1 protein-coding gene is annotated in these 721 nt (G+C 43.3%); it reads left to right on the forward strand.

Translation table 11 applies throughout. The features are described from left to right. Positions 1-304: 304 nt before the first annotated feature. Positions 305-721 (forward strand): flagellin N-terminal helical domain-containing protein (locus tag RH89_RS16535; RefSeq protein WP_004404443.1); only part of this gene is annotated, 417 nt, incomplete at its 3' end.

Here is a 721-nt window from a genome sequence, read left to right on the forward strand (position 1 = left end):
GAAACAGCAAAACGGATCTGCTTAACGCAATCCTCAATTTTCAAGAATAAAAGTACTCATGATGAATAGGGCGATTTTTATCGGCTTTCTGCCAATTATCTTGAGCATAATTCTTACTTTATTGTTTGTTTTTGTGATTAGAATTTAATTTGTGCTTTTGAGGTTTATTTTTTCCTCTTTTGGCAAGTTTTCGCCTAAAGAAAATTAAAATTGAGCCGTTATAGAAAGTACAGAGAGAGGAAAGGATTCACGCAAAATGAGCGAGAGTCCTTAGTTACAAAAATTTCAACTGGAGAATTACATCATGGGCATGACTGTAAACACCAACGTATCAGCAATGACAGCGCAGCGTCACCTAAACAACGCAGCAAGTGACCTAAACCTATCTATGGAGCGTTTGTCATCCGGTTTCAAAATCAACAGCGCGAAAGACGACGCGGCAGGTCTTCAGATCTCCAACCGTCTGAACGTACAGAGCCGTGGTCTGGACGTAGCGGTACGAAATGCCAACGACGGTATTTCGATCGCTCAGACAGCCGAAGGTGCGATGAACGAAACCACAAATATCCTGCAACGTATGCGTGACCTGTCCCTGCAATCTGCGAACGGCTCTAACTCCAAAGCCGAACGTATCGCGATTCAGGAAGAGGTGACCGCACTGAATGATGAACTGAACCGTATCGCAGAAACCACATCTTTTGGTGGTAACCGACTACTGAAT

Source organism: Vibrio nigripulchritudo ATCC 27043 (assembly GCF_000222685.1).
GTDB classification, from domain to species: domain Bacteria; phylum Pseudomonadota; class Gammaproteobacteria; order Enterobacterales; family Vibrionaceae; genus Vibrio; species Vibrio nigripulchritudo.